Source organism: Stenotrophomonas sp. GD03654 (genome assembly GCF_029845105.1).
Lineage (GTDB): Bacteria > Pseudomonadota > Gammaproteobacteria > Xanthomonadales > Xanthomonadaceae > Stenotrophomonas > Stenotrophomonas africana.
Map to the genome: position 1 here is coordinate 1 of NZ_JAOCLC010000045.1, position 25,891 is coordinate 25,891.

Sequence of the window (25,891 nt, forward strand, 5' to 3'; positions counted from 1 at the left end):
TTTTTTTTCCCTGTACCCCCAACAGCAGCATATCGACACTGATCACGTCGGAGGCCAATCACCTTCGATAGGAAACCGGCCGGATTCCTTCCTGAAACGTTCAACACAACGAAGGAATCAACAAATGAAGCACATGACGTCCAGTCTGCGCCAGGGCGTAGACAAAAGCATGACTTTGGCCGAAGAGAACAACAGTGCTGGGAAAGCAGGTTGGCCGGATAGTCCGACGCTGCGTCTGAAGGAGCTGATCAAGCTGCTCCGCGTCAGCAGGAGCAAGGCATACGAGCTGATGAAGACCGATCCGGACTTCCCGAAGGGCATTCCGCTCTATGACAGCGAACTGTCCCCGAAGTTCTACTGGACGCATGAGGCAATGGCATGGGTAGAAGGCCGTGCAGTGAAGTTCCGTCGTGCGAAGGAGGAGAAGTGATGATGGCTAATTTTGCAGTCCACTCTTCGCCGCTTGACGCGCTCACGCACGCTTTGAGTGAACAGTCGACCAAGGGGAAGGGCAAGCTGGAGCAGGACTTCAGGCAGGCCTATCCGATCCTGGAACAGCACATCGCAAAGAAGATGAGCAAGAAGATCTTGGTAGAGCAGTTCAATGCTGCGTACAAGCATGATCTGAACCTGATTCAGTTCCGCAAGCTGCTCAAGGAGGAGCGTTTTCGTCGCCATGCGGAGGGCGATGCTGCTCGGTGCCAGAGCTGTGGCCATCTGTTGGTTGAGGTTGAAGAACAGACCGCGGTAGGCTCGACAGAGGAGGATGCATGATGACAACCAATTGGCAGCGTTATGCCCCCAAATATCCCCTGGAAACCTTTCACCATGTTGCTCGTGAGGCAGGCCTTGAGCTCCTTCGCAACGTTCAAGTTCCCGACGCCATGGTTGGCATGGGTCTTATCAATGCCATTTCGATGGCGTGCCAAGGTCTGATTGATGTCAAGTTGCCGACCGGACAGATCAAGCCTGTAACCCAGAACTTGATGCTTGTGGCTGAGTCTGGTGAGCGCAAGTCCACGGTGTTCGAGCTACTGCAGGCGCCTTTCCGCGATGCAGACACGAAGGAGATGGCTGCGTTCAAGCAGCAGACTGAGGCTTATGAGATCGACTATGGACTCTGGACGGCCAAGATGAAGGGGCTGAGGAGCGCGATCAGTAAAGCAGTTGCTGCTGGCAAGTCTGTCGAAGCACTCGAGGCACAGCTGAAGGAGTTTTCAGAAAAGAAACCTCTGCAGCCCCGCCTGCGTTGCTTCCTGAGGCAGGACATCACGGCCAAGGCCATCATGGAGGCCGTTCAGGGTGATGGTGAGTCCATCGCCATCACGACTGACGAAGGTCATATGCTGTTCAAGAGCGAGGCAATGGCGAATGTGGGCCTGCTCAATCGTCTCTGGGATTCGCCAGGAATGATGCCGTTGGATCGTGCGGAGAACGAGCATCTGATTGCGATGAATCCGCGCGTTTCTGTGAGCATCATGACCCAGTACGAACCGTTCAAGCAGTTCCTCAATAGGCGAGGCTCTGTTGCAAAGGGGAGTGGACACTGGGCACGCTATTTGGTTGCGTGGCCTCGCTCCATGATGGGCTACCGGCGAATCGAGGACGTAGAACCGGTGTGGGAGCATTTGCCGGCATTCCATGAGCGAATCGCGGAGCTGTTGTTCAAGTACAAGGAGCGGTCAGCCTCGGGCGCCATTGCTCGTGAAGTGGTGTCCTTCTCCATCGATGCCAGGGCACGCTGGGTAGAGTTGGCATCAGAAACTGAGTCTTTGCTGCGCGACGGGGAGTACTTGAGTGATATCAATGACTTCGCGGCAAAGATCATGGAGATCGTGGCACGACTCGCTGCATCGATGCAGTACTTCAGTGGAGAGGGAGGTGACATCACCCTCGATACGATCAATCGTGCCTTCGACATCGTTCGGTGGCATGTTGATGAGTACAAGCATCTGTTCTCACCAGCGTTCGTGGTATCGCAGGATCAGGTCGATGCTCAAGCTTTGGATCGGTATCTGTATGCCAAGTGGTGGAAAGGGATTTATTCGGATACGTACGTTCCCAAGAACCAGGTTTTGCGCTATGGACCTGTACGTGACCGAGCAAGGCTGAATGCAGCTATCTCGATTCTTGAAGGTCAGGGAGCAATTCAGGTCTGCAGTGGGTACCGGGACAAGAGGATGTATCTGCGCTTGATGAATCACTACTTTGACCGGAGGGCACTGTAAGCGGTCTTGATGCCAAGGGGGCCCCGGCGATATGCCGGGGCTTTTCTGCTGTGGTCAGTAGGTGCCATTGCGATTCTGCGACTTTGTCGCAGAATCGCTGGGTTAGGCACTTACCTCTCCCAGATTTTCAACTGATGAAGCTGCCTTCACGGCTTTACGACATTGTGCATACTGCGACTTCTCTGCATCTGCCATCTCCTTGACGAAGCGTTGGCCGAGGTGGCGCTCTGGGGGCCTGGCAATGCCTTGATCACGCAAGCTGCGGTGGTCTACGCGGGTTGAATAACCGTTTTCTTCAAGGAACTGATTCTGGGTGTCCGCTACAAGTTTTCGCTGTGCAGTCACCTGCTGCTTCAACTCCATTGGGCTCTTTCCGCCACTATCCTTGCGGCATCCGCCTGCGGAAGGATTCTTGGCGTTGTAGCGGGCGAAGGTCTGTTCAGGTGTACGGGGGATGCCATCAGGCAGTCTGTCCGAGCACATCAGATGGATGTGCGGGTTGGGATCCCCACCGAGTTTTCCTTCAGGTGCATGGAGCGCGTACTGGTAGGGTTTGATCCCTGCGAGATTCTTTGCAAGCCGGTCGGCAAGTTCGACCTGCTGTTCAGTACTGAGCTCACTCGGAAGAGTGATTTCGTGTTCTCGGTACACTGCTCCGTTGGCACGCTCATGCTTGTCAGCAACGCTCCAGAACCGTTTCGGATCATCTCCTGCCCATTCGGGCATGTTCCCATGTCCTGTTTGGATAAGGTCCTTCTTGTCACTATGAGATCCTTTACGATCGATATAGTTGGCGTGCCTGCGTGCGCTGCCTTTCTTTCCACTTTTGATGCTGTAATGGAAGCTTGCCATTGCTGTATCACCCTTTCTCTAAGGAGAATAAAAAAGCCGACAAGAGTGATTCTTGTCGGCTACCGGTAGATACTCATGATCGAAGAGTGTTGTGATTAGATAGAAAGGGTAAGTGCGCGTACCACACCCTGCCTGTAATCTATCGTCAGTTCTATTTGATTCCTATTCCCTTGGATTCCTTTCATTATTCGTGTTGTTGCTTCGAAGGATGTAAGTGAGTTTCTACATATTTATAAGGGTGATGTAAGTTAAAAATTACATTGCGCGCGAAGTGGCTTGATCTTCGATGTATTGAATAAGGTATTCGCAAAACATGTTGATATTTGTCTCGTATTCGTTGCCTGCTTCAAGATCGAAATGAGAGTGAGCTATGGTCATGTGCTTCAGATATACGATCTGGAATCTCATAAACGCTTCCATTCGGTTGCTGCGGCCGAAAAGTAATGCGTAGGCGATGCAATATCGATGATAGAGGGTGAGCATCGCGCCTTGCGGGATGTAGTCCTCTTCATATAGCTCTTCGATGTCTCTTGAGGTGTCCAGGTGACTCAGTAGGCGAAATACAGTTTTCTCGCTTGAGCTCTGTCCTTTCCAGTAGGGCGTGTACTTCGTTTTGATCTTCTTTTGTATCGTTATGGCTAAAAGGGCTGCAACGCAGTCGGCCATTGAAATGTTGACGACGTCATGATCTGTTCTGTGCCATTCGTGGAAGACATAGGCATGCAGAACCTTCTGCGTTTCGTCGGCTATGTTTGTGATCTCGCTGGATCTCAACTCATAACCAGTGGCTTGGTGAACCAAGCGTGCCAGCTCATTTGCATTGGTTTGCAGGAAGGAGTGAATAGCTGCGAGTGATGTGACAGGACGCAATAGGGCATCGCCCTCCGACGGTGAGGAGAGGGCTTGAGTGAAGAGTGGCTCTATCTGGTATTTGCTCAGCTCTTCGTTTTCTGATTCGACAATCCGCTGGTACTCGCCAACGAAGTGCAGAAAGGGAAGTGTTAGTAAATAGATGTATAACCTTTCGTGTATGGGGCCGGCTTCTGTGTTGGCTGGAAGTGGTGATGGCCTATATGACTCTATTTCACTTGATGCAAATCTTATTGTGGTTGTTATATACCAGTCTCTGTATTCCCCGTCGTCTTTGAATATTTCGTAGATCGGGGCGATGAATTCCATTATTTTTTTTGCATATATTTCAATTAGTTTTGATGGTGTTGATTTGTTGATGTGGATGTGTTTAAGTCTTTCATCGTTTATCTCAAGCTCAAGTGTAGACATGAGTTGAGATGCCGCTCGAATGGTCTTTTCGTTCCTTGGTGTATTACGTTCTATCCAGTGTTCAAAAGTGGCTTGGGATGACCCTGGGAGGGAGATTCTTTCGAAAAGTTGTCCCTTAAATGATCTGTTGCTGAGATAGAGTAGCTTGATTGTTTTGATGGTGGTGATTGGTAGTTTTGAATTTATCGATGATATTTCTATATTAAAGTTTGATTTGATGAAATTGATCGCCCCCTCTAAATTCTCTTTAGTTATTTCCTCTCTGTATATGGCTGGGTTGGATTTTTGGCTGCCTTTTGGCTTATGTGGGGGCGTGCGGTTTAGCTCTTCCAAAAGCTCTTTGATGCTTCCGGTCTCTGATTGGCTTGATTTTTTATGTCTTTCAAAGTCGAAGCGCGGCTTGCACTTCCCTGGTTCGATGTTGCTGCCTGACATTTTCAACCGCCATCCTTTTGGTTGTATTTAGTGTTTAATGGTTGCTGTTTCGCCGGTATTTGTCAGCACGCCGGCAGAAGGTCGCTCCACTTCGTTGTATAGCTGGGAGACAGCGAATGCAATATGGGCCGCCATTGAGCGTTGATAGATACTTTGGACTGCTCGCCAGGTCTGGTGGCACCAACCCGCTAGCCGACGGTGCCCATTCCTGCGGTGCCTCTGCCGAATTTCGCGTTGATCTGGTCTAGCACGGCCATGGCCCGCTCTGCTTTCTCACCGGGCCTGACACTCTGGTACAAAGAGAGTACATACAACCGCTGCCTTTGCCGAAGGCAGCTTGACCGGCAGGCGATCCACTTATCGGATACGGCTTGGCTGTTCAAACAGACGGGGCCAGCTCTGTATGACCGGATCGCTGCCGGCCGGGAACCCGCGGTGTGCCCCGTTGCCGGGCGACAGGGCGGTGGCCACGACGCGCCCCCTCGCCACCACGATCGCCCCTGCACTGCGAACCCGTCATTCGCGCGGCGCGTCTGTCGGTTCGATTCTTCATCCATTCTTATCAGATGCTTTGCGAATGTTCTCCCTGATCGCTGGCTGGGGCCGCGATCGACCCCTCAACCATGGAGATCGACATGTACAGGAGCAGTGGAAACTTCGAGGCGTTCTCGCGCCCCCCCAAGCCCGAAGGCGTGGAGGGCCGCCGTGCCTACTTCGTCGGTTCCGGCCTGGCCTCGCTGGCGGGTGCGGTGTTCCTGATCCGCGACGCGCGGATGCCCGGCAGTGCGATCACGATCTTCGAGGAGCTTGCGCTGCCCGGCGGCAGCATGGACGGGATCCTCGACCGGCACAAGGGATTCATCATCCGCGGCGGTCGCGAGATGGAAGCGCACTTCGAGACACTGTGGGACCTGTTCCGCTCGATCCCCTCGCTCGATACGCCCGATGCCTCGGTACTCGACGAGATGTACTGGCTGCACAAGACCGACCCATCCCGCAACCCCTGCCGCGCGATCCACAACCGCGGCGAGCCGATCGAACGGATGCCCGACCTCACGCTCACTCCAGGAGCGGTGGAGGAACTGATCGCGCTGGCGCTGACCCGCGAAAGCGAGCTGGACGACAAGCGCATCGACGAAGTGTTCGGCGAGGAATTCTTCGCTTCGAACTTCTGGCTGTACTGGGCCACCATGTTCGCGTTCGAGCCATGGGCCAGCGCGGTGGAGATGCGGCGCTACATCCTGCGTTTCGTCCATCACATTTCGACCCTGTCGGACCTGACTTCGCTGCGCTTCACCCACTACAACCAGTACGAGTCGCTGATCCGTCCGCTGGTGGCCTATCTGGAAGGACAGGGCGTCACCTTCCGCTACAACACGCAGGTCGACGACGTGCTGGTCACCGCGAGCGGCAATGGCAAGTTCGCGACCGCGATCCGGCTCACCAGCGACGGCGTCGCCGAGAAGATCGCCGTGGGTCCGAAGGACCTGGTGCTGGTCACCAACGGTTCGATCACCGAAAGCTCCACGTTCGGTGACAACGATACGCCGGCGTCCATCGTGACCGACCGCGGCGGCGCATGGTCGCTGTGGAAGCGAATGGCCGAGCGTGACCCCGCCTTCGGCCGTCCGGAGAAGTTCTGCGAGAACATTCCGGAGGCGAACTGGACGGTCTCCGCGACGGTCACGCTGACCGACGATCGCATCGTGCCGTATCTCGAACGGATCACGGGCCGCGACCCGCGATCGGGCGTGATCGTCACCGGTGGCCCCTGCAGCATCCAGGATTCAAGCTGGCTGTACGGTTTCAGCATGAGCCGGCAGCCCCACTTCGCCGAACAGGATCCGCAGAAGGAACTGGTGGTCTGGCTGTATGGGCTGTTTTCCGACAAGCCCGGCGACTACGTGCCGAAGACGATCCGCGAGTGCACCGGCGCGGAACTGTGTGCCGAATGGCTGTACCACATCGGCGTGCCGGTGGACCAGATCGATGAGCTGGCGCACAACGCGGCCAGCACCGTGCCGTGCAACATGCCCTACATCACGTCCTATTTCATGCCGCGCGCGGCCGGCGACCGGCCGCTGGTGGTGCCGGAGGGCTCGCAGAACCTGGCGTTCATCGGCAATTTCGCCGAGACCGAGCACGACACGGTGTTCACCACCGAATACTCGGTGCGTACGGCGATGGAAGCTGTGTACACGTTGCTGGGGGTGGATCGCGGCGTGCCCGAGGTCTTTGCGTCGATGTTCGACGTGCGCGTGCTGCTCAGCGCGCTGTACTACCTCAACGATCGCAAGCCGCTGGACGAGGTGAAGCTGCCTTGGCTTGCGCGCATCGCCAGCAGTGCGGCCATCGCCAAGACCCGGGGCACCTATCTGGAGGATCTCCTGCGGGAGGCGAAGCTGGTCTGAGTGTGGCGGCGTCCGGGGTCCAGGCCGGCGCACCCTCATGCAGGCGGGTGGGCGAGGCGATGGCTACCCGCTGCTTGATGCCCCCGTGGGCGAGGCCAGTGGCGACGGCACGTGGGCCTGCAGGAAGGCCAGCATTGCTGCCAGCGTCTGCCGGCCTTCGTCGCTGTCGAGGTTGAATTGGTACTCGTGGCCTTGCGCGGGTTCGTGCCCTGGCGCGAAGAACAGGCTCTGTCGCGATCCCTGTGGAACTGACCTGATCATGCCGCCGCCGGCGCCAACCATGGATTGCGCGGCAAGTGCTTGAGCTTGGCGCACAACAGGTAGGCGATCGCGATCAGGTTCTCGTGGGTGGCATAGCCCTTCGCCCGCGCCTTGGCCGCCTGGATCTGGGCGTTCATCGTCTCCACGCTGGCGTTGGTGAGGCCACTCCGGAAGTGCTCGATGATCCCGGCCTTGTGCTCGCGCAGGGTCGCGCCAAGACGCTTGAACGGCGGCAGGCGGCTGCGGCGTGCCCAGCTGATCCAACGGTCCAGCTGGTGGTCGGCTTCTTCCGGCGACAGCCCCGCTGCGTACAGGCGTCGCAGTGCCTGTTTCAAGTGCCAGGCACGCGCCGTCTTCAGGCCGCTGCGCTGCAGCCAGTGCATGGTGCACAGTTGCTTGTAGCTCCAGCGCTCGGAGTCCTTGAGCAGCGCCCAGCGGCTGCCTTTTCTCTCCGGCAGGGTGTTCGTGATGAAGGTTGACGTTGATTACCGAACGGTTTTAATTGGCGAGCCGCGACGACAAGGTCTAGTGCTTCTGCATCGAAGTCCGGTGATGGAGCCATCGGAAGCACGCAAGTGGCTGCGGATAGCTGAGTGCCAGGGCTTTGACACAGAAAACCTCGTGTGGCCGATTCATTCGGGGTGTGAAGGACCCCTATGAATGCTACGGGTCCTGCCGGCGGCAGCGCTAAGCTGGCTCCTCGCGATGAGTCCCCACGGCTGTGGACGGTAGGCCATTCCACCCGCACTTGGGAGGATTTTCGGGAAGTCCTACGAGTCCACGAGATCACCGCTGTGGTTGACGTCAGGCGGTTCCCTGGCTCTCGAAAGTTTCCTTGGTTCGGTAGCGACGCGATGAGCGAGCAGTTGCCTCGGGACGGCGTTGGCTACGAGTGGATTTCTCAATTAGGAGGGCGGCGATCAGTGCTGCCGGGGTCGCCGAACGGCGGGTGGAGAAATTCGTCATTCCAGGGGTATGCGGATCACATGGCCAGCACAGAGTTTGCGGACGGGCTTGAGCAAGCCTTGGCTGCAGCTGCGCAAGGGCGCACGGCGCTGATGTGTGCAGAACTGTTGTGGTGGCGCTGCCATCGGCGATTGATTTCGGATCTCTTGGTATACCGCGGTCATCAAGTCCTGCATATCCAGACCAAACGAGCGGCTGAACCGCACCACCTCAATCCAATGGCCCAAGCGCTAGGCGAGGGCCTTATATATCCCCCGTTGCAGCGCAGTTTGCTTTAGGCCTTCAGAGTAAGCCCGCCTGTCTCCGCTTGGACTTCGCAGAAATGCTTGACTGAATTGAGGGCGGTCGTCATGATCCGGGGCCTCTACTGGGGAGTAGAACCGTGGGCCCGGTACGCCGGGCTCTTTTTCTCTACTGCTATTCAAAACGCTTCATCGAACTGGAGTTCCCAGGATTTCCTAGACAGAGCTAGCCTCTGTTGGGGGTAGCATTGGGAGACAGTCATGTCTGCAGGCAAGATCACCAGCAAGACCCGGCAAGCCTACAAATTTATCGATGCGCATCGGGACGAGTTCAGTATCCAGATGATGTGTCGTCTGCTTGGGGTTGCTCGAGCCGGCTACTACGCATGGCGTGAACATCCGATTTCCGATCGAGCGCAAGAAGATGCGCGGTTGCTTCGCTTGATACGTGCGTCGTTTGCCGCCAGCCACGGAATTTATGGCGCCCCCAGGGTGTTTCTCGACCTGAGGGAGCACGGGGAGGCATGCAGCAAACATCGGGTTGCTCGCTTGATGCGGGTGAACGGATTGCACGCGCTGCATGGCTACCGCATACGGCACATCCCTGTTCCAAAACCTCATGTCTTAATCCCTAATTTGCTCCAGCGTCAGTTCAGCGTATCGCGCCCGAACGAGGCATGGGTGACGGATATCACTTACATCCGCACGTGGCAGGGTTGGCTGTACCTGGCGGTTGTTTTGGATCTTTTCTCACGCAGGGTTGTTGGTTGGGCTGTCAGACCAACGATTCATCGAGAACTTGTTCTGGATGCCGTGATGAAAGCCGTGCGCAGCCGACGTCCTCGCAAAACCCTTATCCACTCGGATCAAGGCTCACAGTACGGAAGTGATGCATGGCGGCGTTTCTGCAAAGACAACCACCTCGAGCCAAGCATGAGCAGACGTGCCAACTGCTGGGACAACGCGGTCGCTGAGTCCTTCTTCAGCAGTTTGAAAAAGGAACGGATCAAGAAGCGCATCTATGCGAATCGTGACGTGGCGACCTCGGACATATCCGACTACATCGATGGGTTTTAAAATCCAACACGTCGCCACAGCCATCTGGGCGGGGCCAGTCCTGACGAGTTCGAGGCAGCGCATCGCCACCCTCGGTCAGGTGTCCACTAAATCCTGGGAACTCCACCTCCGAGGTCGCATGTGTCTGTCCTTGGCACAGTGGTTGCGTACGGGGATACAAGCCGGCAGGTTAGGAGAAGCCGGCGACCATGTAGGTCTGCTCAATCCGGACACGGATTCATGGCTGCATGTGTTAGTGCCGGCGGGGGCCGGGACAACGCGCTGCATGGGGGACGCTCACGTAATGCTTCCCCTGCAGGTGGTGTGCTGTTGCGCGGAGCGTGGTGCTGTCCAGCGCTGATCACACATGAAACAAGGAGACCAGGATGCGTTCGCCATTACGCAAGCAGGATTTCCCCGTGGAAAAAGTGCGTCAGTACCTTGAGCCCGGCCCCATCGTGCTGGTGACGTCGCAATGGCAGCAGCAGCGGAACATCATGACGCTGGGCTGGCACACCGTGCTGGAGTTCTCACCGTCGCTGGTCGGTCTGATGATCTCCAGCGCCACCCACAGTTTCGATCTGATCCGCCGTAGTGGGGAGTGTGTGATCAACCTGCCGACGGTCCCGTTGGCGGATACGGTGGTGCGCATCGGCAACTGCAGTGGTGTGTCGGTGGACAAGTACGCGCTGTTCGATCTTGCGCCGGTGCGGGCATCCCGGGTGCGTGCGCCGCTGCTGGGGCGGTGTCATGCCAACCTCGAATGCCGTCTGCACGACGATGCGCTGGTGGAGCGCTACAACTTCTTCGTCTTCGAGGTGGTGAAGGCGCATGTGGCAGTGTCGCCCAGGCATCCGCGTACGCTGCATTACACCGGCGATGGAGTGTTCATGACGGCAGGCAGGATGATCAGCCGCCGTTCGTTGTTCCGGCCGGACATGCTGGGGTGAGTATGGTGCGGGCCGTTCGGGCGGCTCGCCTGGGCGTTGGGCTCTGTCCGCGCGCGCCGACACCGGGCAGGGATTTGACCCGCCCGCCTCGGCGGCGCAAAGTGTACCCATGCCTCGCTGACTAGGAGTTGCAGCCATGACCGCTGTCAGTTCCCTCCACGCCCAAGGTGACAAGCTGCCGCCCTCCCGACTTTGGCGCGTGTTCTGGCTGCAGGGGGTGATCCCCAGCAATCTGTTATGGGCCGCCGCCCTCTGGGCGTTGGCGCAGGGGCGCACCCCGTTGTTGCTGGCGTTGTTCGCGGCGCTGCTGCTGTATACGGGCTGGATCATCCCGGCGGTATGGCGGGCGGCGCCGAGCGCGCAAAATCCCAATTACGGTGTTGCCGCGCGCGGCCTGACCGTGGCCTGGGGCTTGAATACGGTGCTGGTGGTGTTCTTCCTGATGCTGCAGCTGCTGGCTCAGTAGAACTGCACCGGTGTGCCATCGCGATCGAAGGCGGCAAAACGGCTGATCTGGCCGTCGTTGACCGCGTTGACCATCAGGCGCAGTGGTTGCGTTGCTTCATCGCTGGACGGGGCAATGCCGCCACGGCCATCCAGTGAGGCAACAAACACCAGGTCCCAGACCAGCCCGGTCTGGGCGGATTCGGCGGCCAGGGTCTGGAAGGACGCGATTTCCTGCGGGGCCTTGTCCACACACAGCACCGGGCTCAACGTGCCACCTTCGCCGTTGCTGTGGCGGGCATGCTGATCGGCGGTGGGTGATTCGGGCAGGTCGGCTTTGACGAACACAAACAACAGGCGTTGGGGCTCGGTTTGCTGTCCTGCTGCCTGCAGCAGGCCATTGAAATCGTTCAGCATCATGATCGGGGTCACAGGACAGGGCGTTTTGTAAAGGGTATGCTGCCATAGCTTCGCAAGGCATGGCGGTGCCCTTGATTGATTTAAGTCATTCCATCGCTTCAAAGCCCCACGTAGGCTGACGGTCAGTCACTACAGGCGAGGGAACCCCGGCATGCCGGGCGAGCGTGGATACGTGCAGTCAGGAGGTGAAACAGCCATGAGCCAACTCACCGATGGCTTCGGGCGCAGCTTTCCATACCTGCGTCTGTCGCTGACCGAAGCCTGCAACTTCCGTTGCAGCTATTGCCTGCCCGACGGCTACCAGGCCGACGGCCGGCCGCGCTTTCTTGCGGTGGATGAAATCGCAAGGCTGGTACGGGCGTTTGCCACGCTGGGCATGCACAAGATCCGCCTGACCGGTGGCGAGCCGAGCCTGCGCAAGGACCTGGACCAGATCATCGCCACCGTGGCGCAGGTGCCGGGCGTGCGCAAGGTTGCCATCACCACCAACGGCTGCCTGCTGCCCAGGCGCCTGCCAGGCTGGCATCGTGCGGGCCTGACTGCGCTCAACGTGAGTATGGACAGCCTGCGTCGCGAGCGTTTCCATGCCATCACCGGACATGACCGCCTGCCCGAGGTGATGGAAGGCATCGCCCTGGCCCAGGCGTTGGGCCTGCAATCGGTCAAGCTCAATGCCGTGCTGCTGCGCGGCCTCAATGACGACGAACTGCCGCAATGGATGGCCTTCCTGCGCGACCGGCCAGTGAGCGTGCGTTTCATCGAACTGATGCGCACCGGTGACAACCGCGATTACTTTGAACGTCACCATCTGTGCGCCGATGTGATCGTCGGGCAGTTGCTGGCTGCTGGCTGGAGCGAGCGCAGACGCGCTGCCGATGCGGGCCCCGCACGTGAGTTCAGTCATCCCGACCATCGCGGCAGCATCGGCATCATCGCTCCTTACTCAAAGGATTTCTGCAAAGGTTGCAACCGCCTGCGGGTTACCGCGCGCGGCGATCTGCGGTTGTGCCTGTTCGGTGACTTCGGCATCGCACTGCGGCCGCTGCTGCAGTCAGATGAGGACCAGGGCGCGCTGCTGGCGCGCATCACCACCCAGCTTGGGCTGAAGGCAGCCGGGCATGGACTGCATTTCGGCCAGACCGGGTTGACCCCGCATCTGGCCTCGATTGGAGGATGAGACAAGCAATGAGTGGGCAGATGAGTGCGGCATTCCATATGGCCGATGTACGTGACAAGCGCATTACCCGTCGCCGCGCGGTGGCGGTGGGTGAGCTTGTCGCCGGGCCTGTTGCCTATCCCCTGATCGTCGAGCGACGTCTGCCCAAGGGGGACGCACTGGTGATGGCCGAGATTGCTGGCCTGCAGGGGGCCAAAATGGCCTCGGCGTTGATGCCGCTGTGCCATCCGCTGCCACTGGAACTGGTGAGGGTTTACTGCGCGCCGGCGCCGGAGCGGCTTGCCATCCGGGTGTGGTGCGAATGCGCCAGTGAAGCGCGTACCGGGGTGGAGATGGAAGCGCTGGCAGGGGTCAACGCGGCCCTGCTGACCTTGTATGACCTCAGCAAGCCGGTCGAGCCCGCATTGGAGATCGGCGGTGTCCGGCTGCTGTTCAAGGAAGGCGGCAAGAGCGGCGTGTGGTTGCACCCACAGGGTATGGATGCGGAGGAGCGTGAGCGCTTCCGCCCGCGTCCGCCAAGACAGCTGCAAGGTGCGAGCTGTGTGGTGATCACGCTCAGCGATCGTGCCAGCCGGGGCGACTATGTGGATGAATCCGGGCCAGTGCTGGCCGAGGGGCTGCGTGCACTGGGCGGCGAAGTGGTCAGCACGGAAGTACTGGCCGATGGCATCGAGCCGCTGGCCGGGCGTCTGCACGCGTTCGCCGCCAGCGGCATCCGCATCTGCCTGTGCACTGGCGGCACGGGCCTGGGACAGCGCGATCTCACTCCAGAGGCGTTGCAGTCGCTGGGTGGGCGCAGCGTGCCCGGGCTGGCGCAGATGCTCCGTGGCCTTAGCGCGCAGCACACGCCGTTGGCATGGCTGAGCCGTGCCGAGGTGGTGCAACTGGGGGGCATGCTGGTCATCGCCCTGCCGGGTAGCCCGCGTGCCGCGGCACAGTGCATGAGCATTCTCACGCCGGTGCTGGGCCATGCATTGGCGATGATCGACGGGGCCAGCCACGCATGATCACTTACGCGCAGGCCCTGCAGATCCTGTTGGCCGAGGCGCCGGCGCCAAAGACCGAGCAGGTGGTGGTTGCCGAGGCAGCAGACCGGGTGCTGGCTGCGCCAGTGGTAAGTGCCCAGCACCTGCCACCGTTCGACAATGCTGCGATGGACGGCTTCGCCCTGTGCGCGGACGGCCAGCCCTTGCCTGCCGGTGCCGTATTGCAGGTTGCCGGCTGGCAGGCCGCAGGCGATGCCGCAGCACAGGGGGAGGCAGCACAGGCCTGGGAAATCATGACGGGTGCGCGCATGCCGGCCGGCCTGGACAGCGTGGTGCCGGTCGAGCAGGTGGAGGTGCTGGATGCCGTGGAGGGTCGTCCTGCGCGCGTGCGTCTGCAGGCGATGGTCACGCCCGGGCAACACGTGCGGCTGCGCGGCCAGGACGTGGAGTTGGGCGAAACCGTGCTTGCCGCTGGCACGTCGCTGGATGTGAACGCCATGACCTTGCTGCATGCCCTCGGGACAGCCCGGGTGCAGGTGCAGCAGCGGCCGCAGGTGGCGGTCATCAGCACCGGCAAGGAGCTGATCAGTGATGCGGCCCAGCCGTTGCAGTCCGGGCAGATACGCGACAGCAACCGCCCCTTCCTGGTCAGCCGCCTGCACGCCGCGGGTGCTGATGTGGTCTGGAACGGTGTCGTTGGCGATGACGTGGCTGCTTTTGATGCTGCGCTGGACGCGGCCTTGGCCGCCGGCGCGCGCGTGGTGCTGAGTACGGGGGCGGTGTCGCAGGGCCGCTATGACTTCATCCCTGATGCCCTGCGTGCCCGTGGTGCCACCGTGCTGTTCCACAAGGTCGCCATCCGCCCGGGCAAGCCGCTGCTGTTCGCCCGCCTGGCCGATGGTTGCCTGTACTTCGGCCTGCCGGGCAATCCGATATCCGCGGCAGTGGGGTTGCGCTTCTTCGTGGAGCCGGTGTTGCGCCGCATGCTGGGTTTGGAAGAAGAGGCGCAGTTGCAGTTGCCGTTGCAGGGCGATGTGCGCAAGCCACCGGGGCTGCGCATGCACGCACGGGCACGGGTGGAACTGGATGCGGGGGGGCGGCTGAGCGTGCGGGTGTTGTCCGGGCAGGAATCGTTCCGGCTCAAGACCATGCTGCAGGCCAACGCCTGGGCGATTCTGGAAGGTGACGATGCGTTGGCCCCGGCCGGCACATTGGCTCGCGTGCAGGGTTGGGGGCATCGCGAGCCGCTGCAACTGGCCCGGCAGGAGGAAGCATGAGAGAGGTCGTTGTGCAGTTGTTTGGTGTGTTTTCCGAGCTGGATCATCGTCGCGAGCTAAGCGTGCGGGTGAACGGTGAACACATCGTGGACCTGCGCCGGGCATTGCGCGAGTTGCTGCTGGAACGGTTCCCCCGGTTCCGTGCCGGGCTGGTGGACTATTCGGTATTTGCCGATGAAAAGCGCGTGCTGCGCGACAGCGAGCCGCTGCCTGCGGACGGTCGTGTGGCCATCCTGCCACCGGTGAGCGGAGGTTGAAATGAGCGCGGAAAATCTATGGAAAGTGGTCGAGCGCAGCGCCGCCGCGATTGATCCGGGCGAGGGCATCGCTTTTGTGTCCGACCCCGGCTTTGGCGGCATCGATGTATTCATCGGCAAGGTGCGCGACCTGAACCAAGGGCGCGCGGTGCAGGGCATCACCTATGACATGTTCGAGCCGCTGGTACTCAACGAGTTCCAGCGCCTGGTGGCCGAGGTGGAGGCCGAGTTCGGCCCGCGCATCAAGCTGTACGTGGCCCACGCCAGGGGCCGCCTGGCGGTGGGTGAGGTGGCGGTGGTTGTTGCCGCCGGCAGTCCCCACCGTGACGAGGCTTTCCGTGCCTGCCGGCAGCTGATCGAGGCGGTCAAACACCGCTCGCCGATCTGGAAGCAGGAGCATTACCAGGATGGCGACAGCGAGTGGAGCGAAGGCTGCAGCCTGTGCCAACCCAGCGCCGAGCACGCCGACGACGGACATGTCCACGATCACGCCCACTGACCTGCCGGCCATGGCCGGCATCGTGCTGGCCGGTGGCCTGTCCAGCCGCATGGGCCAGGACAAGGCCTTGCTGCGTTGGCAGGGCAGGTCCCTGCTGGCGCACATGTGCGCGCTGCTGCAGGCCGCGGGTGCGCAGACGCTACGGGTCAGCGGCAGCTACCCGGTGCTGCCGGGGGTCGAGTCGGTCCCCGACCTGGTGCCGCGCTGCGGTCCGTTGGGGGGGCTCTACAGCGTGGTGAAGACGCTGCCGGATGGCCCTGTCTGGGTGGTGGCGGTGGACATGCCGCTGCTCGACCGGCAACTTCTTTGGCGGTTGCGTGACGCAGGTGACGCTCGCTGCGTGCATTTCCGCGGGCAACCGCTGCCAATGCGGTTGAACATTGACCGCAGCTGTCGCACCCTGTTGCAGTCGATGGTGATGGACGTGAACGGGCCGCGCTCGTTGTACCGCCTGCAGCGACAGCTGGGCAGCATCGAGCTGCGCCTGCCCGACGATGGCGATGCCCGTCTGCTGAACTGCAATACCCCCATCCAATGGGAGGCTCTGCCTCATGAAAGTGCAGATCCAGTCGCAGTCCGTACGACTGCGCATTGACGAAAACGAGCTGGCCGAGTTGTTGGCGGGGCAGTGGGTGACCAGCCGGACCGACCTGGGGGCACTGGGCAGCTTTTCCTGCGCGCTGCAGCTGCATGCAGGCGAACAGGCGCGGCTGGATGGCAGCGTCACGGCGCTGCGGTTCGCGCTGCCTCAGGAGGATGTGCTGGCGTTGCAGCAGCGCCTGCCGTGCCGTGATAGACTCTCTTACGAACTCCCCCTGCAACCGCAACCGCTGCATCTTCAGTTTGATGTCGATGTACGTGACAGCGTGCGCCAGCGTGGCGTGCAGCGCCGTGCAAGCGACGTCAGCGTCGCCGCAGATTGATATTTGTCAGGTAGGCGCCGTTATGCCGCCTTTGGTTGATCAAGATCAATACCGGCCCCAGGGCCGCCGGGCTTAATGACGCCGTGGCGACTGGGCAGGCAACAGCACAGCAGAACCAGCGCCGTATCAAACAGCCTTGGAGCGTTGCATGAGTGCCAGTCGCGATGCCGTAAAAAACAGCAGGCCCGGTCCCGGCGGTGTCATCACCGATTGGCGGCCGGAAGATCCGGTTTACTGGGAGCAGACCGGTAAACGCGTTGCCACCCGCAACCTGGTCATATCCATCCCCGCGCTGCTGCTGGCGTTCTCGGTGTGGGTGCTGTTTTCGGCGGTGACCATCAGCCTGCCGAAAATCGGGTTTGCCTTCAGTACCGATCAGTTGTTCTGGCTGGTGGCCTTGCCCAGTCTTTCCGGCGCGACGCTGCGCATCTTCTACTCCTTCGTGATCCCGATCTTCGGTGGCCGCCGTTGGACGGCCTTGTCTACCGCCTCGCTGTTGCTGCCCACCTTGTGGCTGGGCTTCGCGGTGCAGAACCCCGCCACGCCGTATTGGGTATTCGTGCTGATCGCCATCCTGTGTGGCTTCGGTGGCGCGAACTTCTCGTCCTCCATGTCCAATATCTCCTTCTTCTATCCCAAGCAGCGCCAGGGCATGGCACTGGGCCTGAATGCCGGCCTGGGCAACGTAGGGGTGTCGGTATCGCAGGCGGTGGTACCGCTGGTGATCACGGTAGGCGTGTTTGGTGCCCTGGGCGGCGCTCCGCAGGCTGTGGTGGACGGCGGCGCGCCCTTGTTCCTGCAGAACGCCGGCTTCATCTGGGTGCCGTTCATCGCCTTCTTCGCGCTGGCTGCCTGGTTCGGCATGAACGACCTGACCAGTGCCCGCTCATCGTTCTCCGAGCAGGCGGTGATCTTCCGCCGCAAGCACAACTGGCTGATGTGCTGGTTGTACATCGGCACCTTCGGCTCCTATATCGGCTTTTCTGCTGGTTTCCCGATGCTGGTCAAGAGCCAGTTCCCGGACGTGAATCCACTGGCCTATGCCTTCATTGGCCCGCTGCTGGGTGCGCTGATGCGCTCGGTGGGTGGCAGCATGGCCGACCGCTGGGGCGGCGCACGGCTGACCTTCTGGGTATTCGCGCTGATGATCGCAGCCGTGTTCGGCGTACTGCACTTCCTGCCCAATAAAGGCCAGGGCGGCAACTTCTACGGTTTCCTGCTCTCGTTCATGGCCTTGTTCGTGCTCAGCGGCATCGGCAACGGCACCACGTTCCGGATGATCCCGGTGATCTTCCGCACCCTGCACGAGCGCCTGTCGGCCAATGAAGGCGCTGAAGGCAAGAAGGCCGCTGCGCATCAGGCCAGCATCGAATCGGCAGCCGTGGTCGGCTTCTCCGGCGCCATCGGTGCCTATGGCGGCTTCTTCATCCCGAAGAGCTACGGCACTTCGATCAGCTTGACCGGCGGCCCGGACATGGCGCTGTACGGCTTCATCGCGTTCTACGCCACCTGCCTGGCCGTGACCTGGTGGTGGTACTACCGGCGGGGCGCCGAAACACCCTGCTGAGTTACACCCGCACCGCAGCCAGATGTCACCCCTAGCCACGATGCAGCAGTTTGCGAACGGAGATTCACCATGAGCTATTTCCTTGATCGCTTGCAGTTCTTCAAGCGTGATCCACAACCCTTCGCCGATGGCCATGGGTTCAGCAAGAGCGAAGGGCGGGACTGGGAAAACAGTTATCGCGCCCGCTGGCAATACGACAAGATCGTACGTTCCACCCACGGTGTGAACTGCACGGGCTCCTGCAGCTGGAAGATCTACGTCAAGAACGGCCTGGTCACCTGGGAAACCCAGCAGACCGACTACCCGCGCACCCGCCCGGACCTGCCCAATCACGAACCACGCGGCTGCCCACGCGGCGCCAGCTATTCCTGGTACCTGTACAGCGCCAACCGGCTCAAGTACCCGCTGATCCGCGGCACCTTGCTGCGCATGTGGCGGCAGGCCCGCAAGACCCTGTCGCCGGTCGAAGCCTGGGCCAGCATCGTGCAGGACCCGGCCAAGTCGCGTGAGTACAAGCGTCGCCGCGGCATGGGTGGCTTTGTGCGCCTGAACTGGGACGAGGCCAACGAGATCATCGCCGCCTCCAACCTCTACACCACCAAGGAATACGGCCCCGACCGCATCGTCGGCTTCTCGCCGATTCCGGCGATGTCGATGGTGTCCTACGCGGCTGGAGCGCGCTATCTGTCGCTGCTCGGCGGTGCCTGTCTGTCCTTCTACGATTGGTATTGCGATCTGCCGCCGGCCTCGCCGCAGGTGTGGGGCGAGCAGACCGACGTGCCGGAATCGGCCGACTGGTACAACAGCCGCTACATCATCGCCTGGGGCTCGAACGTGCCGCAGACGCGCACCCCGGATGCGCACTTCTTCACCGAGGCGCGTTACAACGGCACCAAGACGGTGGCGATCTGCCCCGACTACTCGGAGCTGGCCAAGCTCACCGACCATTGGCTGCATCCCAAGCAGGGCACCGATGCCGCGCTGGCATTCGCCTTCGGCCACGTGATCCTGCGCGAGTTCCACGTCGACACGCCCTCGCAATACTTCCAGGACTACTGCCGCCAGTACTCGGACATGCCGATGCTGGTGCGCATCGAGCGCCGTGCCGATGGTCGCCTGGTGCCAGGCCACTTCCTGCGCGCCAGTGAGCTGGGCGGGCTGGGCGAAAGCAACAATCCGGAATGGAAGACGCTGGCGTTCGACGAGAACAGCGGCGAGATCACCGTGCCGAATGGCTCGGTCGGCTTCCGCTGGGGCGAGAAGGGCAAGTGGAACATCGAGGAAAAGGCCAGCGATGGCCATGACACGCGCCTGCGCCTGAGCCTGGCCGACATCCACGACGGTATCGAGGCGGTGAGCTTCCCGTATTTCGGCGGCATCGAGAGCGACGGCTGGACCGCCGCACCGGCCGAGGACGTACTGGAGCGCAACATCCCGCTGCGCCGCCTGCAGCTGGCTGATGGCGGTGAAGCGCTGGTGGCGACGGTCTACGACCTGCTGCTGGCGCAGTACGGCGTTGATCGCGGCTTCGGCGGCGGCAATGTCGCCAAGAGCTTCGATGACAACGTGCCGGGTACGCCCGCCTGGCAGGAGCGCATCACCGGCGTGTCACGCGCCGAGGTGATCGAGATTGCCCGTGAGTTCGCCCGCACCGCCGACAAGACCCATGGTCGCAGCATGATCATCGTCGGCGCCGGCATGAACCACTGGTTCCACAACGACATGAACTACCGCGGCCTGATCAACATGCTGGTCATGTGTGGCTGCGTGGGCCAGACCGGTGGTGGCTGGGCGCATTACGTGGGCCAGGAAAAGCTGCGCCCGCAGACCGGCTGGCAGCCGCTGGCCTTCGGCCTGGACTGGAGCCGCCCGCCGCGGCAGATGAACGGTACCTCGTTCTTCTACTTCAACACCGGGCAGTGGCGTTACGAGAAGCTGCAGGTGGACGAACTGCTGTCGCCGCTGGCCGATGCCTCCAAGTACAGCGGCAGCCTGGCCGACCTCAACCTGCGCGCGGTGCGCATGGGCTGGTTGCCGAGCGCGCCGCAGCTGGACCGCAATCCGCTGCAGCTGGTGCGCGAGGCCGAACAGGCCGGCATCGCACCGGCCGACTACGCGCTGTCCAAGTTCAAGGACGGTTCGCTGGACTTCGCCTTCGCCGATCCGGATGCCGCGCAGAACCACCCGCGGATGATGTTCATCTGGCGCTCCAACCTGCTCGGTTCCTCCGGCAAGGGCCACGAGTACATGCTGCGGCATCTGCTCGGCACGCGTCACGGCCTGCAGGGCAAGGACCTGGGCGAGATGGGCGCGCTCAAGCCCGAGGACGTGAAGTGGCGTGACGAAGCACCGGAAGGCAAGCTCGACCTGCTGGTGACGCTGGACTTCCGCATGTGCACCACCGCGCTGTACTCGGACATCGTGCTGCCGACCGCCACCTGGTACGAGAAGGACGACCTCAACACCTCGGACATGCATCCCTTCATCCACCCCCTGTCCAAGGCGGTGGATCCGGCCTGGGAATCGCGCAGCGACTGGGAAATCTTCAAGGGCGTCGCACGCACGCTCAGCGACATGGCACCGGGCGTGCTCGGTGTCGAGAAGGACCTGGTGCTGGTGCCGACCCTGCACGACACGCCCAACGAACTGGGCATGCCGTTCGGCGTGACTGACTGGAAGAAGGGCCAGTGCGAGGCCATCCCGGGCAAGACCATGCCGAGCATGGCGGTGGTCGAGCGCGACTATCCCAACCTCTACCGCAAGTTCACCTCGCTGGGCCCGCTGCTGGACAAGCTCGGCAATGGTGGCAAGGGCATGAGCTGGGATACCAAGCACGAGGTGGAATTCCTTGGCAAGCTCAACCACACCGTGCTGGGCGAAGGCATCAGCCAGGGTCGGCCGGCGATTGATACCGCCATCGATGCCTGCGAGGTGATCCTGCACCTGGCCCCGGAAACCAATGGCCATGTCGCAGTCAAGGCCTGGGAGTCGCTGGGCACCTTCACCGGCCGCGAGCACACCCATCTGGCGGTGGGCAAGGAGCACGAGGCGATCCGCTTCCGTGACATCCAGGCACAGCCGCGCAAGATCATCTCCTCGCCGATCTGGTCCGGACTGGAAGACGACAACGTCAGCTACAACGCCGGCTACACCAATGTGCACGAGCTGATTCCGTGGCGCACGGTGACCGGCCGCCAGCAGTTCTACCAGGACCACGAGTGGATGATCGACTTCGGTGAGGCCTTCATGAGCTACCGTCCGCCGGTCAATACACGCACGGTGGAGCCGCTGCTCAACAAGCGCCAGAACGGCAACAAGGAGATCGTGCTGAACTGGATCACCCCGCACCAGAAGTGGGGCATCCACAGCACCTACAGCGACAACCTGATCATGCAGACCTTGTCGCGTGGCGGCCCCATCGTCTGGTTGAGCGAGGACGATGCACGCAATGCCGGCATCGAGGACAACGACTGGATCGAGCTGTTCAACGTCAACGGTGCGATTGCTGCACGTGCGGTGGTCAGCCAGCGGGTGATGCCGGGCATGGCGATGATGTACCACGCCCAGGAACGCATCATCAACGTGCCGGGTTCGGAGATCTCCGGCACCCGTGGCGGCATCCACAACTCGGTGACCCGCATCGTGCTCAAGCCCACCCACATGATCGGCGGCTACGCGCAGCTGGCCTGGGGCTTCAATTACTACGGTACCTGCGGTACCAACCGCGATGAGTTCGTGATCGTGCGCAAGATGGACAAGATCGATTGGCTGGACGGTGAGGACGCAAATTCGAGTGCAACCGACGCCGCACGGGAGGTGGTGTGATGAAAGTACGTGCCCAGATTGCGATGGTCTTGAACCTGGACAAGTGCATCGGCTGCCACACCTGCTCGATCACCTGCAAGAACGTGTGGACCTCGCGCGAAGGCGTGGAGTACGCCTGGTTCAACAACGTCGAGACCAAGCCCGGTATCGGTTATCCCAAAGAATGGGAGAACCAGGAGAAGTGGAACGGCGGTTGGGTGCGCAACGGCAGCGGCAAGCTGGTGCCGCGCGCCGGTGGCCGCTGGCGCATGCTGGCCAAGATCTTCTCCAACCCCGACCTGCCGCAGATCGACGACTACTACGAGCCGTTCGACTTCGATTACCAGCACCTGCACGACGCGCCCGAGCTGAAGCATCAGCCGACCGCACGGCCACGCTCGCTGCTGACCGGCCAGCGCATGGAGAAGATCGAGTGGGGCCCGAACTGGGAGGAAATCCTTGGTTCGGAGTTCTCCAAGCGTTCGCGTGACTACAACTTCGACAAGGTGCAGAAGGAGATCTACGGCGCCTTCGAAAAGACCTTCATGATGTATCTGCCGCGGCTGTGCGAGCACTGTCTCAACCCGGCCTGCGTCTCGGCGTGCCCGTCCGGCGCGATCTACAAGCGCGAGGAAGACGGCATCGTGCTGATCGACCAGGACAAGTGCCGTGGTTGGCGCATGTGTGTGTCGGCCTGCCCGTACAAGAAGATCTATTACAACTGGAAGAGCGGCAAGTCCGAGAAGTGCATCTTCTGCTACCCGCGCATCGAGATGGGCGAGCCCACCGTGTGCTCGGAAACCTGCGTGGGCCGCATCCGCTACCTGGGGGTGATGCTGTACGACGCGGATCGTATCGCCGAGGCCGCATCGGTGGCGGCGGAGAAGGACCTGTACCAGTCGCACCTGGATATCTTCCTGGACCCGTTCGACCCGGCGGTGATCGCCGCTGCGCGTGCCGAAGGCATCCCCGACAGCTGGCTGGAATCGGCCAAGCAGTCGCCGGTCTACAAGCTGGCCATCGACTGGAAGCTGGCGCTGCCGCTGCACCCGGAATACCGCACCTTGCCGATGGTCTGGTACGTGCCGCCGTTGTCGCCGATCCAGTCGGCGGCGGAGCGTGGCCATGTCGGCATGAGTGGCGAACTGCCGGATATCGCCTCGCTACGCATCCCGGTGCGTTACCTGGCCAACCTGCTGACCGCTGGTGACGAAGCGCCGGTGATCCGTGCCCTGGAGCGGCTGATGGCGATGCGTGCCTGGCGCCGCGCCAAGAACGTGGATGGCGTGGAAGACATGCGCGTGCTCGAACAGGTGGGGCTGACCCCGGCGCAGGTGGAAGAGATGTACCGCTACCTGGCCATCGCCAACTACGAGGACCGTTTCGTCATTCCGAGCGCCCACCGTGAGTACGCCAACGATGCGTTCGGCGAACGTGGTGGCTGCGGCTTCACCTTCGGCAATGGTTGCAACGGCGACAGCCCGGCTGACCTGTTCACTCAGCGCAAGACCACCACCTTCGCGGTGCATCCCAACCGCCAACATCGGCATGAGGTGGTGAAATGAGTGTGCTCAAGCTGATTGGCGTATTGCTGGACTACCCGCGTGACGAGCTCTGGCAGCATGGCGAGGAGCTGCTCGAGGCCTGCGATGATCCGGCACTGTCGCCGGCCCGTCGCAGGCAGTTGCAGACCTTCGTCCGTGACCTGCTTGCTACCGACCCGCTGGACGCGCAGGACCGCTGGCTGGCCACGTTCGACCGTGGCCGCTCGATGAGCCTGCTGGTGTTCGAACACATCCATGGCGAGTCGCGTGATCGCGGCCAGGCCATGGTCGACCTGATCGATGCCTACCGCAAGAACGGCTTCGAGCTGGATGCGCGCGAATTGCCGGACTACCTGCCGCTGCTGCTGGAATACCTCTCGCATCGGCCGCAGGCCGAGGCAAAGGACTGGCTGCACCACATCGGCCACATCGCCGGCATGCTCGCCGCACGCGCCGCCGAGCGGCAGCTGCCGCATGCGGTGCTGCTGGAGATCCTGGTCGAGGCGGGCGAGGGCAAGGTCAACCTGGCCGTTCTGCGCCAGCGGGCCAGCGAAGAAGTGCGCGACGACACCGTCGAAGCCATGGACCGCCTGTGGGAAGAGGAAGCGGTGCGCTTTGGCACCGATGCACCTTCGCAGGATTGCGATCCACCCCATCGTTCACCGGCACGCGCGCAGCCGCGGGAGATCCAGCCATGAATTACCTCAATCAGTTCGCCTTCCAGTTCTATCCCTACATCGCGGTGGCGGTGCTGTTGATCGGCAGCTGGGCGCGCTATGACAAGGCCATGTACAGCTGGCGTACCGGCTCCACCCAGTTGCTGTCCGACCGCGGCATGCGCTTTGGCAGCAACTGCTTCCACATCGGCATCATCGCCATCCTCGGCGGCCACTTCGTCGGCCTGTTGACCCCGCATGCGCTGTACGAGCCCTTCATCACCTCCTCGCAGAAGCAGTTGCTGGCGATGGTGGTGGGTGGCTTCTTCGGCGCACTGTGCTTCGTCGGCATCACCATCCTGCTGGTGCGGCGGCTGACCAATGCGCGGGTGCGTGCAATCGGCAGCTTCGGTGACACGCTGGTGCTGGTGCTGCTGTTCGCCCAGCTCTGTCTTGGCCTGTACAGCATCAAGGTCTCCGCCGGGCACCTGGACGGCGGGGTGATGGTGATGCTGGCCGAGTGGGCACAGCACATCGTCACCTTCCGTGCCGGCGCGGCCGATTATGTCGAAGGCGTGCATTGGGTCTACAAGGCGCACATCTTCCTCGGCCTGACGCTGGTGTTGATCGCACCCTTCACCCGCCTGGTGCATGTGTGGAGCGTGCCGATCAGTTACCTGTGGCGGCCATATCAAGTGGTACGTCGTCGCCAGGCCACGCTGCGCTACGGTCCGCGGGAGTAAGCCATGGGCAGCCTGCCACGCATTCTCCCCATCACCGTCATCGACTCGCAAACACCGGTGCCGGCCGAGGCCGGCCACCATCACGATGCCGACGATGGCCCGCGCAGCCTCGGCCAACCGGCACCGTGCAGCCTGTACGTGCAGGACACGCCGATCAGCGAGGCCGATATCGCCCGCGAGATGCAATACCATCGGGCGATGCGCCCGGAGCAGTCACGTGCCGATGCGGCGCGTGCGCTGGTGGTACGCGAGCTGCTGCGGCTGGAAGCCGAGCGGCTTGGTCTGGCTGACGCCCCCGGCGTCGGCCAGGAGACCAGCGAGGAAGCACGCATCCAGCAGCTGATCGAACAGGCGCTGGTAGACCGCGTGCCCAGCGAAGACGACTGCCAGCGTTACTTTGCGCAGAACCCCGAGCGTTTCCGCTCACCGGACCGCATCCGCGTACGCCACATCCTGCTGGCGGCACCGGCCGACGATATCGCCGGCCGGCTGAAAGCCCGCACCCTGGCCGAGAAGCTGATTGCCGAACTGCTGGAACAGCCGCACCTGTTTGCCGATCTGGCCGCGCGTCACTCGCAATGCCCGTCCAGCAGCGAAGGCGGCGATCTGGGCTGGCTGCAACGCGGCCAGACCACGCCGGAATTCGATCGCCAGGTATTCCGCCTGCGACAAGGCTTGGCCGGGTTCCCGGTGGAATCGCGCTGGGGCTACCACGTGGTCAGCATCGATGCGCTGGAAGCCGGTACGGCGCTCAGTTTCGAGCAGGTGCAGCCGCAGATCAGCGACTACCTGGAGCTACAGGTGCGCCAGCGCGACGTGCAGCAGTTCCTGCTGGAACTGCGCGAACGTTACCCGGTGCGTGGGCTGGAAGACATCGAAGCACAGGCTGAGTAAGACGCAATCCCCCAGGAG

The 25,891-nt window shown here is 61.5% G+C and carries 25 protein-coding genes and 1 pseudogene; 21 read left to right on the forward strand and 5 right to left on the reverse strand.

The features are described from left to right. From N5J73_RS16005 to N5J73_RS16015, 3 genes are all read left to right on the forward strand, one after another. On the forward strand, positions 1-430 hold a 430-nt coding region (locus N5J73_RS16005), incomplete at its 5' end, for an AlpA family phage regulatory protein (protein ID WP_279941197.1). Between the two features lie 2 nt (positions 431-432). Beyond that, positions 433-774, forward strand: a complete 342-nt coding sequence (locus tag N5J73_RS16010; RefSeq protein ID WP_156785744.1) for a hypothetical protein — start codon at positions 433-435, stop codon at positions 772-774. Then, positions 771-2,228, forward strand: coding sequence for a YfjI family protein (locus N5J73_RS16015; protein ID WP_004146440.1), 1,458 nt, complete (start codon positions 771-773; stop codon positions 2,226-2,228). The genes N5J73_RS16010 and N5J73_RS16015 overlap by 4 nt, the downstream gene beginning before the upstream one ends. 102 nt (positions 2,229-2,330) lie before the next feature. Here the strand turns inward: N5J73_RS16015 and N5J73_RS16020 are convergent, their stop codons facing one another. Both N5J73_RS16020 and N5J73_RS16025 read right to left on the reverse strand, forming a co-directional pair. Then, a complete protein-coding gene (locus N5J73_RS16020) occupies positions 2,331-3,080 on the reverse strand; it encodes a MobA/MobL family protein (RefSeq protein ID WP_004146441.1) in 750 nt (249 codons plus the stop codon). Between the two features lie 255 nt (positions 3,081-3,335). Further along, positions 3,336-4,796, reverse strand: coding sequence for a hypothetical protein (locus N5J73_RS16025; protein WP_164197950.1), 1,461 nt, complete (start codon positions 4,794-4,796; stop codon positions 3,336-3,338). A 635-nt stretch (positions 4,797-5,431) separates the two neighbouring features. Here N5J73_RS16025 and N5J73_RS16030 point away from each other — a divergent pair. Continuing rightward, positions 5,432-7,207 carry an oleate hydratase gene (locus N5J73_RS16030; RefSeq protein ID WP_004146476.1) on the forward strand — a complete coding sequence of 592 codons (1,776 nt, stop codon included), beginning with the start codon at positions 5,432-5,434 and terminating at the stop codon, positions 7,205-7,207. Positions 7,208-7,270: 63 nt separating this feature from the next. On the opposite strand, the gene N5J73_RS16035 is transcribed toward N5J73_RS16030, so the two are convergent. Further along, a complete protein-coding gene (locus N5J73_RS16035) occupies positions 7,271-7,468 on the reverse strand; it encodes a hypothetical protein (RefSeq protein ID WP_141650939.1) in 198 nt (65 codons plus the stop codon). Further along, positions 7,465-7,938, reverse strand: coding sequence for a transposase (locus N5J73_RS16040; RefSeq protein ID WP_080103005.1), 474 nt, complete (start codon positions 7,936-7,938; stop codon positions 7,465-7,467). The genes N5J73_RS16035 and N5J73_RS16040 overlap by 4 nt, the downstream gene beginning before the upstream one ends. Positions 7,939-8,124: 186 nt before the next feature. Between N5J73_RS16040 and N5J73_RS16045 the strand changes: the two genes are divergently transcribed. From N5J73_RS16045 to N5J73_RS16060, 4 genes and pseudogenes are all read left to right on the forward strand, one after another. Then, positions 8,125-8,712, forward strand: a complete 588-nt coding sequence (locus N5J73_RS16045; RefSeq protein WP_004146479.1) for a DUF488 domain-containing protein — start codon at positions 8,125-8,127, stop codon at positions 8,710-8,712. 225 nt (positions 8,713-8,937) lie between these two features. After that, positions 8,938-9,843: pseudogene (locus N5J73_RS16050) on the forward strand (IS3 family transposase). Positions 9,844-10,118: 275 nt separating this feature from the next. Beyond that, positions 10,119-10,682, forward strand: a complete 564-nt coding sequence (locus tag N5J73_RS16055; protein ID WP_004146482.1) for a flavin reductase family protein — start codon at positions 10,119-10,121, stop codon at positions 10,680-10,682. Between the two features lie 136 nt (positions 10,683-10,818). Then, positions 10,819-11,148: a hypothetical protein gene (locus N5J73_RS16060; RefSeq protein ID WP_004146483.1), complete on the forward strand. Its 330-nt coding sequence runs from the start codon at positions 10,819-10,821 to the stop codon at positions 11,146-11,148. Here N5J73_RS16060 and N5J73_RS16065 read toward each other — a convergent pair. Beyond that, positions 11,142-11,546, reverse strand: a complete 405-nt coding sequence (locus N5J73_RS16065; RefSeq protein WP_004146485.1) for a hypothetical protein — start codon at positions 11,544-11,546, stop codon at positions 11,142-11,144. The genes N5J73_RS16060 and N5J73_RS16065 overlap by 7 nt on opposite strands. Before the next feature lie 196 nt (positions 11,547-11,742). Between N5J73_RS16065 and moaA the strand changes: the two genes are divergently transcribed. From moaA to N5J73_RS16130, 13 genes are all read left to right on the forward strand, one after another. Then, positions 11,743-12,723, forward strand: coding sequence for a GTP 3',8-cyclase MoaA (gene moaA / locus N5J73_RS16070; RefSeq protein ID WP_032968965.1), 981 nt, complete (start codon positions 11,743-11,745; stop codon positions 12,721-12,723). Between the two features lie 8 nt (positions 12,724-12,731). After that, the gene (moaCB, locus tag N5J73_RS16075; RefSeq protein WP_004146489.1) at positions 12,732-13,730 is read left to right on the forward strand and encodes a bifunctional molybdenum cofactor biosynthesis protein MoaC/MoaB; all 999 of its coding nucleotides are present in this window, start codon (positions 12,732-12,734) and stop codon (positions 13,728-13,730) included. Beyond that, on the forward strand, positions 13,727-14,986 hold the full coding sequence (glp, locus tag N5J73_RS16080) for a gephyrin-like molybdotransferase Glp (RefSeq protein ID WP_004146491.1): 1,260 nt from the start codon (positions 13,727-13,729) through the stop codon (positions 14,984-14,986). The genes moaCB and glp overlap by 4 nt, the downstream gene beginning before the upstream one ends. Next, positions 14,983-15,243 carry a molybdopterin converting factor subunit 1 gene (locus N5J73_RS16085; protein WP_004146493.1) on the forward strand — a complete coding sequence of 87 codons (261 nt, stop codon included), beginning with the start codon at positions 14,983-14,985 and terminating at the stop codon, positions 15,241-15,243. Before glp ends, N5J73_RS16085 begins: the two co-directional genes overlap by 4 nt. Position 15,244: 1 nt before the next feature. Further along, on the forward strand, positions 15,245-15,742 hold the full coding sequence (locus tag N5J73_RS16090; RefSeq protein WP_004146494.1) for a molybdenum cofactor biosynthesis protein MoaE: 498 nt from the start codon (positions 15,245-15,247) through the stop codon (positions 15,740-15,742). Further along, entirely contained in the window at positions 15,720-16,337 is a 618-nt protein-coding gene (locus N5J73_RS16095) for a molybdenum cofactor guanylyltransferase (RefSeq protein ID WP_049450912.1), read from the forward strand. The genes N5J73_RS16090 and N5J73_RS16095 overlap by 23 nt, the downstream gene beginning before the upstream one ends. Beyond that, positions 16,294-16,665, forward strand: coding sequence for a hypothetical protein (locus N5J73_RS16100; RefSeq protein WP_004146504.1), 372 nt, complete (start codon positions 16,294-16,296; stop codon positions 16,663-16,665). Before N5J73_RS16095 ends, N5J73_RS16100 begins: the two co-directional genes overlap by 44 nt. Before the next feature lie 148 nt (positions 16,666-16,813). Continuing rightward, the gene (locus N5J73_RS16105) at positions 16,814-18,232 is read left to right on the forward strand and encodes a NarK family nitrate/nitrite MFS transporter (RefSeq protein ID WP_004146505.1); all 1,419 of its coding nucleotides are present in this window, start codon (positions 16,814-16,816) and stop codon (positions 18,230-18,232) included. 69 nt (positions 18,233-18,301) lie between these two features. After that, positions 18,302-22,057 (forward strand): nitrate reductase subunit alpha, encoded by a 3,756-nt coding sequence (locus tag N5J73_RS16110; protein WP_049450915.1) that lies wholly within the window; start codon positions 18,302-18,304, stop codon positions 22,055-22,057. Then, positions 22,057-23,601 (forward strand): nitrate reductase subunit beta, encoded by a 1,545-nt coding sequence (gene narH, locus N5J73_RS16115; protein ID WP_049450918.1) that lies wholly within the window; start codon positions 22,057-22,059, stop codon positions 23,599-23,601. The genes N5J73_RS16110 and narH overlap by 1 nt, the downstream gene beginning before the upstream one ends. Next, positions 23,598-24,278, forward strand: a complete 681-nt coding sequence (narJ, locus tag N5J73_RS16120; RefSeq protein ID WP_004146539.1) for a nitrate reductase molybdenum cofactor assembly chaperone — start codon at positions 23,598-23,600, stop codon at positions 24,276-24,278. The genes narH and narJ overlap by 4 nt, the downstream gene beginning before the upstream one ends. Further along, positions 24,275-24,979 (forward strand): respiratory nitrate reductase subunit gamma, encoded by a 705-nt coding sequence (gene narI / locus N5J73_RS16125; RefSeq protein ID WP_004146540.1) that lies wholly within the window; start codon positions 24,275-24,277, stop codon positions 24,977-24,979. The genes narJ and narI overlap by 4 nt, the downstream gene beginning before the upstream one ends. 3 nt (positions 24,980-24,982) lie before the next feature. Then, positions 24,983-25,873, forward strand: coding sequence for a peptidylprolyl isomerase (locus tag N5J73_RS16130; protein WP_004146541.1), 891 nt, complete (start codon positions 24,983-24,985; stop codon positions 25,871-25,873). Positions 25,874-25,891 lie beyond the last annotated feature (18 nt).